Annotated in this window: 8 protein-coding genes; 1 reads left to right on the top strand and 7 read right to left on the bottom strand. The window is 73.7% G+C overall.

Going from position 1 to position 6,432, the window contains the following annotated elements; translation table 11 throughout:
• Positions 1-96: 96 nt before the first annotated feature.
• Entirely contained in the window at positions 97-567 is a 471-nt protein-coding gene (locus RMN98_RS11485) for a hypothetical protein (RefSeq protein ID WP_309648949.1), read from the bottom strand.
• A gap of 92 nt (positions 568-659) precedes the next feature.
• Complete coding sequence (gene yaaA / locus RMN98_RS11480; RefSeq protein ID WP_309648948.1) at positions 660-1,439, bottom strand: peroxide stress protein YaaA; 780 nt, start codon at positions 1,437-1,439, stop codon at positions 660-662.
• Positions 1,440-1,481: 42 nt separating this feature from the next.
• Between yaaA and RMN98_RS11475 the strand changes: the two genes are divergently transcribed.
• On the top strand, positions 1,482-2,942 hold the full coding sequence (locus RMN98_RS11475) for an RNB domain-containing ribonuclease (protein WP_309648947.1): 1,461 nt from the start codon (positions 1,482-1,484) through the stop codon (positions 2,940-2,942).
• On the opposite strand, the gene RMN98_RS11470 is transcribed toward RMN98_RS11475, so the two are convergent.
• The 5 genes from RMN98_RS11470 to RMN98_RS11450 form a co-directional block, all read right to left on the bottom strand.
• Positions 2,939-3,616 carry a thermonuclease family protein gene (locus RMN98_RS11470; RefSeq protein WP_309648946.1) on the bottom strand — a complete coding sequence of 226 codons (678 nt, stop codon included), beginning with the start codon at positions 3,614-3,616 and terminating at the stop codon, positions 2,939-2,941. The two genes, RMN98_RS11475 and RMN98_RS11470, sit on opposite strands and share 4 nt — an antisense overlap.
• Before the next feature lie 85 nt (positions 3,617-3,701).
• Positions 3,702-4,148 carry an NUDIX hydrolase gene (locus RMN98_RS11465; RefSeq protein ID WP_309648945.1) on the bottom strand — a complete coding sequence of 149 codons (447 nt, stop codon included), beginning with the start codon at positions 4,146-4,148 and terminating at the stop codon, positions 3,702-3,704.
• Positions 4,149-4,172: 24 nt separating this feature from the next.
• Positions 4,173-4,358 carry a hypothetical protein gene (locus RMN98_RS11460; protein ID WP_309648944.1) on the bottom strand — a complete coding sequence of 62 codons (186 nt, stop codon included), beginning with the start codon at positions 4,356-4,358 and terminating at the stop codon, positions 4,173-4,175.
• 9 nt (positions 4,359-4,367) lie between these two features.
• On the bottom strand, positions 4,368-5,720 hold the full coding sequence (locus tag RMN98_RS11455; RefSeq protein ID WP_309648943.1) for a HAMP domain-containing sensor histidine kinase: 1,353 nt from the start codon (positions 5,718-5,720) through the stop codon (positions 4,368-4,370).
• Position 5,721: 1 nt separating this feature from the next.
• Positions 5,722-6,396 (bottom strand): response regulator transcription factor, encoded by a 675-nt coding sequence (locus RMN98_RS11450; RefSeq protein ID WP_309648942.1) that lies wholly within the window; start codon positions 6,394-6,396, stop codon positions 5,722-5,724.
• Between the last annotated feature and the right edge of the window lie 36 nt (positions 6,397-6,432).

Below are 6,432 nucleotides of genomic sequence, written 5' to 3'. Positions count from 1 at the left end.
CCCGCGGCCGGCCCCGGGCCCCCCCCCCCCCGGGGGTCTGCCGGCGGGGCGGTGTCTTTCCCCCCCCCCCCCCCCCCCCCCCCCCCGACTCGGCACTCAGCCGGTGACGTCCTCAGGGGTGGCCTCGTGCCCGGAGCGGCCCTGGGTGCGGCGCAGCTGCTTCATCTCGGCCTCGAAGAGGTGGCGGCGCCCCTCGACGAGCTCGTCGAGGGCGCGCTGCTGGAGACCCTTGGCCGCGGCGTAGTAGCCGTCGTCGTAGGACTCCACCATCTGGAACGACCACATCCCCGGCAGCGGGTTGCGACCCAGCACGTCGGCGTCGAGAGCGTCGGCGAGGTCTGCGTGCCCGGCGTCACGGATCATCGCGGTCGCCTCCTCCAGCGTCGTCTCGGCGCTGCCGCAGAGCCGGTGGAACGCGTAGAGGTGCCCGCGGGCGTCCTCGACGTGGTCGAGCGCGGCGGAGAGCTTGCCGAGGGCCTCGACGGTGGCGTCGTCGACCCCGTCGGGGCGGCGGTGCTCGGGGCTGGGCTGGCCGTGGTCGGCGTGGTCCTGCGTCTGGTCGGTCATCGCACCAGCGTCGCAGTCACGGCGGACCGGCGGCACGCCCGAAGGGGGGAGGCCGGGCTGCACCATCGCGCCGACTCGGCGGTCGGGAGGGCTCAGAGGTCGGTGACGACCACGTCGAGTTGGGTGCCCTGGGGGGTGGGGTCGCCGACCTCGACGGTCCAGCCGAGGTCGCGGACGACGTCGGCGAGGGCGGCGGGGGTGCGGGGGTCGCGGCCGTCCTCGAGGAGCGCGCGGACGATGCGGCCCTTGGTGGCCTTGTTGAAGTGGCTGACGACCTTGCGCGTGCCGTCGACCTCGTGGAGCACGCGGACGGTGGCCACCCGCCTCGCGAGGTCGACGGGCGGGCGCCAGAACGCGGCGTACATCCCCGAGCGGAGGTCGACGAGCAGGCCCTTGCCGAGGGCGTCGGTCACGGCCGGGCCGAGCGCGTCGCGCCAGAGCGCGGCCACGCCGCCGAGGTCGGGGAGGGAGGCGTCGCCTGAGAGCCGGTAGGCCGGGATCCGGTCGCCCGGCCGGACCAGGCCGAAGAGGCTGCTGATCACGGCGACGCGCGACGTGGCGCGCCGTCTGGCGGCCGAGGACAGCGTCGCGAAGTCGAGGGCGTCGTAGACGACGCCGCTGTAGACCTGGTCGGCCCGCGCCGTCGGCGCCTCGCGGACGGCGGCGTTGAGGGCGACCAGCTCGAGCTGCGTCTTGGGTACGCCGAGGGTCGAGGCGGCCACGTCGGGGTCGGCCTCGCAGAGGGTCACCAGGGCGTCGAGGACGCGCTCGCGGGCCGGGGTGAGCACCGGGCTGCCGAGCGCGGCGAGGTCGAGCGGCTTGCCACGTCGCGCAGCGGTCTTGCCCTCGCTGGGCGGGAGCAGGATCAGCACGCAGCAAGCCTAGTGAGGGCACCCTCGTCTAGGGTCACAGGCATGCCGAGCAACCGCGTCGTCCACATCACGGGAGCCGACGACGGTGCCGTCGCGGCGCTGCTGCGCGAGGGGATCGGCCGGATCCGCGCCGAGCTCGACGTGACCGCGGACTTCCCGCCCGAGGTCGAGGCCGCCGCGGCGGCCGCCGCCGCGAGCCCGCGGATGCCGGACCTGGACCGCACCGACCTCGCCTTCGTGACCATCGACCCCGAGGGCGCGATGGACCTCGACCAGGCGCTGCACATCGAGCGCGACGGTGACGGCTACGTCGTGCACTACGCGATCGCCGACCTGGGGGCGTTCGTCACCGCCGGCGACCCGGTCGACCTCGAGTCGCACCGACGGGGCGAGACGCTCTACGGCGGCGACAGCAAGGTGCCGCTGCACCCCAAGGTCATCTCGGAGGACGCCGGCTCGCTCGTGGCCGGCGAGGTCCGGCCCGCGCTGCTGTGGACGATCCTCGTCGACGACACCGGTGAGGGCACCGACATCACCGTCGCGCGGGCCCGCGTGCGATCCACCGCCAAGCTGACCTACGAGCAGGCGCAGCAGATGATCGACGATGGCAGCGCGAGCGAGGTCCTCGTGCTGCTGAAGGAGATCGGCGAGCTCCGGCTGTCGCGCGACGCCGCCCGCGGCGGCGTGTCGCTGCCGCTGCCCGAGCAGGAGATCGACATCCAGGGCGACCGCTGGACGCTGGAGTTCCGCAGCCTGCTGCCGGTCGAGCTCTGGAACGCGCAGATCTCGCTGCTCACCGGCTTCGGGGCTGCCTCGCTCATGGTCTACGGCCGTGTCGGGCTGCTGCGGACGCTCCCACCGCCGGACCCGCGCGACGTGGAGCGCCTGCACCGCACGGCCCGGGCGCTGCACATCGACTGGCCGGCCGAGCAGCTCTACCCCGACTTCATCCGGTCGCTGGACGCCACCGACCCTGCGCACGCGGCGATGATCGTGGCCTCGGCCCGGCTGCTGCGCGGAAGCGGCTACGTCGCCTTCGACGGCGAGGTGCCGGCCGAGCCGATGCACGCCGCGCTCGCCTCCGAGTACGCCCACGTCACCGCACCGCTGCGTCGGCTCGCGGACCGCTATGCCGCCGAGGTGTGCGTCGCGCTCTGCTCCGGTGATCCCGTGCCCGACTGGGTGCTCGCGGCGCTGCCGGCCCTGCCGAAGGAGATGCAGCAGTCGGGGCAGCGGGCCAAGGGCTACGAGCGCGCGGTCTTCGACCTGGTCGAGGCCGGCCTCCTGGCGTCGCGCGTCGGCGAGGACTTCGCCGGGGTGGTCGTCAGCCTGGACCGCAAGGACCCGTCCCGCGGGACCGTCATGCTCACCGGTCTGGGTGTCGAGGCCCGTGTCGTCGGGGACGGCGAGCTGCCGCTGGGGACCGACGTACGCGTCAGGCTGGAGAAGGCCGACCCGGCGACGCGCACCGTGGAGTTCCGGCTGCTGGCCGACGCCGGCTAGCAGCTGCCCCAGAGGCCGAGGTCCGCGGCGCGTGCCTTGCGGGCAGCAGCGCGATAGGCCGTCACCCGACGGAACGGGTGGCCGTCGTAGACGTAGACGCGGGCATGACCCCGGCGCACCAGGCGCTGGTCGACGTCGACGCCGCCCTTCATGACATAGCGCAGCAGCCGGCCGTAGCGGTCTCGCAGGTCCTGGGTCGGGTCCGACACCAGCGTGACCCGCGTGCGGCGGGGGAGCAGGTGCTTGGTCGTGCGCGACGCGGCCCGACCCCCGCACTCGACGCCACCGAAGACCTCGGGGGTGTCGATGCCGAGCAGGCGCACCGTGACCTCGCGTCCGTTGCGGGTCAGCCGCGCAACGACCGTGTCACCGTCGAGGACCCGCACGATGCGGGCCCGTTGGCGCTTCGCGGGGGGCTTCGTCGTGCCGGAGCCGCTCTGGGCCGTCGAGCACGGGCAGGGGTTGGACTCGCAGGCCACCCCGTCGCCGTCGGAGTCGAGACGGTCCGGATCGCGTCGCGGCCCGCCCTTGTCGAGGAAGTAGTCCTGGGCCGCGGCCTGGGTGGCGAAGTCGCCGCAGTCCTGGTCGGCGGCGTACGACGGTGACGCGACGCTGCTCAGGGTCGCGCACCCGAGGGCGAGCACGAGCAGCAGGCGGGCGAGGTGTCCTCGCACGGTTCCCTCCCCGGGACGTGATGGTGTCCCCGGAGGGTAGGTGCGGCCAGGGCCCTGCGCAGCCGAACGGCGCACCAGGGGCGAGCTAGGAGTCGGCCACGAACGCCACGATGGCCGAGTCCGGTGCCGACCAGGCCGTGCGGAACGACGGGTGGAGCGGGAGTGCCTCGACCTCCGCGAGCGGGACCCAGCGGTGGCCGTCGCTCTCGGAGTGGTCGTGCAGGTCGAGCGGCCGGGTGGGCACGGCGAGGACCGTCTCGTAGGTCCAGCCGCCGCAGCTGGCCGTCGACGAGCCGCGCACGTGGACCGCGTGCGCCGCGAGCCCCAGCTCCTCGCTCGCCTCGCGCAGCGCCGCCTGCACCCCGGACTCGCCGTGCTCGCGCGCCCCACCGGGGATGGACCACGTGCCGCCGCGGTGGACCCAGCGGGCGCGCAGCTGCAGCAGGACGCGCCCTTCCTCGGCCAGGAGCAGCCCCGCCGCCCCGCGCCGGCCCCAGTGCGCGTGGCCGTGGTCGCAGGTCGCCCAGGTCATGGCCCCAGCGTAATGAGGCCCCCCTCAGGCGGAATCGGACTGCGGCAGCGACCTGACGACGCGTGTGGGGTCGCCGACGGCGACGACGTCGGCGGGCAGGTGCTTCGTGACGACCGAGCCGGCGCCGATCTGGACGAGGTCTTCGATGGCGTAGCGGTCTCCGGCCAGCAGGCGCTCGTGCATCGAGCGCTCGTCACGGGTGCAGGACATGGCCTCACCCTACGAAGGTGGCTGCCGCGCCGGCAGCCGCAGCAGGAAGCAGGCGCCCACCGTCCCGGTCACGAGCTCGACGTCCCCTCCGTGCCGTCGGGCCAGGGTGCGGGCGATCGCGAGGCCGAGACCCGTCCCTCGCGAGGCCCGCGAGCGCGCTGCGTCACCGCGGAAGAAGCGCTCGAAGACCAGGTCGGCCTGCTCCTCCGGCACGCCGGGACCGTCGTCCTGCACCCGGACGACCGCCTCCGGCCCGGTGACGACGACGTGGACGTCGAGGCGGACGTGGACCCGGGACGTCGCGTGCCCGACGGCGTTCTCCACCAGGTTCCGCACGATGCGCGCGAGCTGGCCCGGGTCACCGACGACCTGCACGAACGGCTCGGTCATGACGTCCACCACCACGCCGTCGCGGTGCACGAGACGACGCACCTCCTGCGAGACGATCTCGTCGAGGGCGACGAGCCTGCCCGTGTCGGCGAGAGGCGACTCCCCGACTGCCAGGAGCAACAGGTCCCGGACCAGGTCCTCCATCCGGTCGGTGTCCTCGAGCAGGTCCGCCACGAGGCCCGCCCAGTCGGTGCCGTCGGGGTGCGCGCTGGCCACCTCGAGCTGAGCACGGAGGGCGGTGATCGGGCTCTGCAGCTCGTGGGACGCATCCGCGACGAAGGCTCGTTGCTGCACCTGCGCGCGCTCGAGGCGGGCGATGAGGCCGTTCATCGTCTCGACGAGCCGTCCGACCTCGTCGTCCGGACCCGGCTCGAGCCTGCGTGCGAGGTCGTCCTCGTGGATCGCGTCCACGTCCTGGCGGATCCGGTCGACGCGGGCAAGGGAGCGTCCCACGACGTGCCAGGTGCCGAGCCCGAGCAGGACCAGCATGAGCGGGACACCGACGTAGAGCGTCGTGCGCAACGTCGCGGTGGCCTCCGCGACGGACTCCAGGCTGGTCCCGACCAGCACGGTGACGACCCCGTCGTCCGTCTCGACCGCCTGCCGCCAGGTCCGGTAGCGCTCGGTCTCGTCGTCGTCGGGGGCGCGGAAGGTGACGACCCGGAGGTCCTCGGGACCTCGTGCCGGGGTGTCGACAGCGACCCGGGGCAGGTTCGAGGAGCCCGCCAGGACCGTGCCGTCGGTGCTGACGACCTGCACGAGCCCGTCGTCGGTGACGGGCTCGAGGGTGGGGGCCAGCCGGTCGCGGCGCACGGCGACCACCAGCTCGGCAACCCGGGTGCGCGCCGCGTCGTCTCCCGAGGTGGTGAGCTGCGCGCCTAGGACCTCGACCAGCGCGACCGCTGCCGTGACGAGGACCAGTGACGAGACGATGAGGGACAGCGCGGTGATCCGCGCCCTGACGGTGACCACGTCAGCCGGCGGGATCGAGGCGGTAGCCCACGCCCCGCACCGTGAGGATGCTGGATCGGCCGAACGGCTCGTCGATCCGTCTGCGGAGCTGCCGGACATGGACCTCGATGACGTTGAGGTCGCCGTCGTAGGCGAAGTCGAAGAGCCGGTCCTTGATCTCCGTCTTCGAGAGCACCTCGCCGGGCTGCCGCATGAGGCACTCCAGCAGCGCGAACTGGCGCGGGGTCAGGTCCACGCTCGACGTGCCGCGCCAGACCTCGTGCGAGGCGGGGTCGAGGCGGAGGTCGCCGGCCTCGAGCACGACGGGGCGCTCCTGACGACCACGCCGCAGGAGCGCCCTGATGCGCGCGAGGAGGACCTGGTAGGCGAAGGGCTTCGCGAGGAAGTCGTCCGCGCCCGCATCCAGGGCGGCCACCTCCGGCTCGGTGCCGACCCGCGCGGTGAGCATGAGGATCGGGGTCCAGTCGCGGTCCTGACGCAGGCGACGGCAGATGCTCTCCCCATTCTCGCCCGGCAGCATGGAGTCCAGCACCACCAGGTCGTAGGCACCTTCCGTGGCCAGCCAGAGTCCCTCGGACCCGTCGTGGGCGACGTCGACGACATAGCCCTCGGCCTCGAGCCCGCGCTTGACCGCCGCGGCGACGTGCTGGTCGTCCTCGACCATCAGGATGCGCACGTGCTCAGGCTCCCATGCGCAGGGTGCTCCCGGAAG

The organism is Nocardioides sp. (genome assembly GCF_031397825.1).
Taxonomy (GTDB): domain Bacteria; phylum Actinomycetota; class Actinomycetes; order Propionibacteriales; family Nocardioidaceae; genus Nocardioides.
Note: the sequence above shows the minus strand (reverse complement) of the source record. Positions and strands in the feature narration are given on the sequence as shown.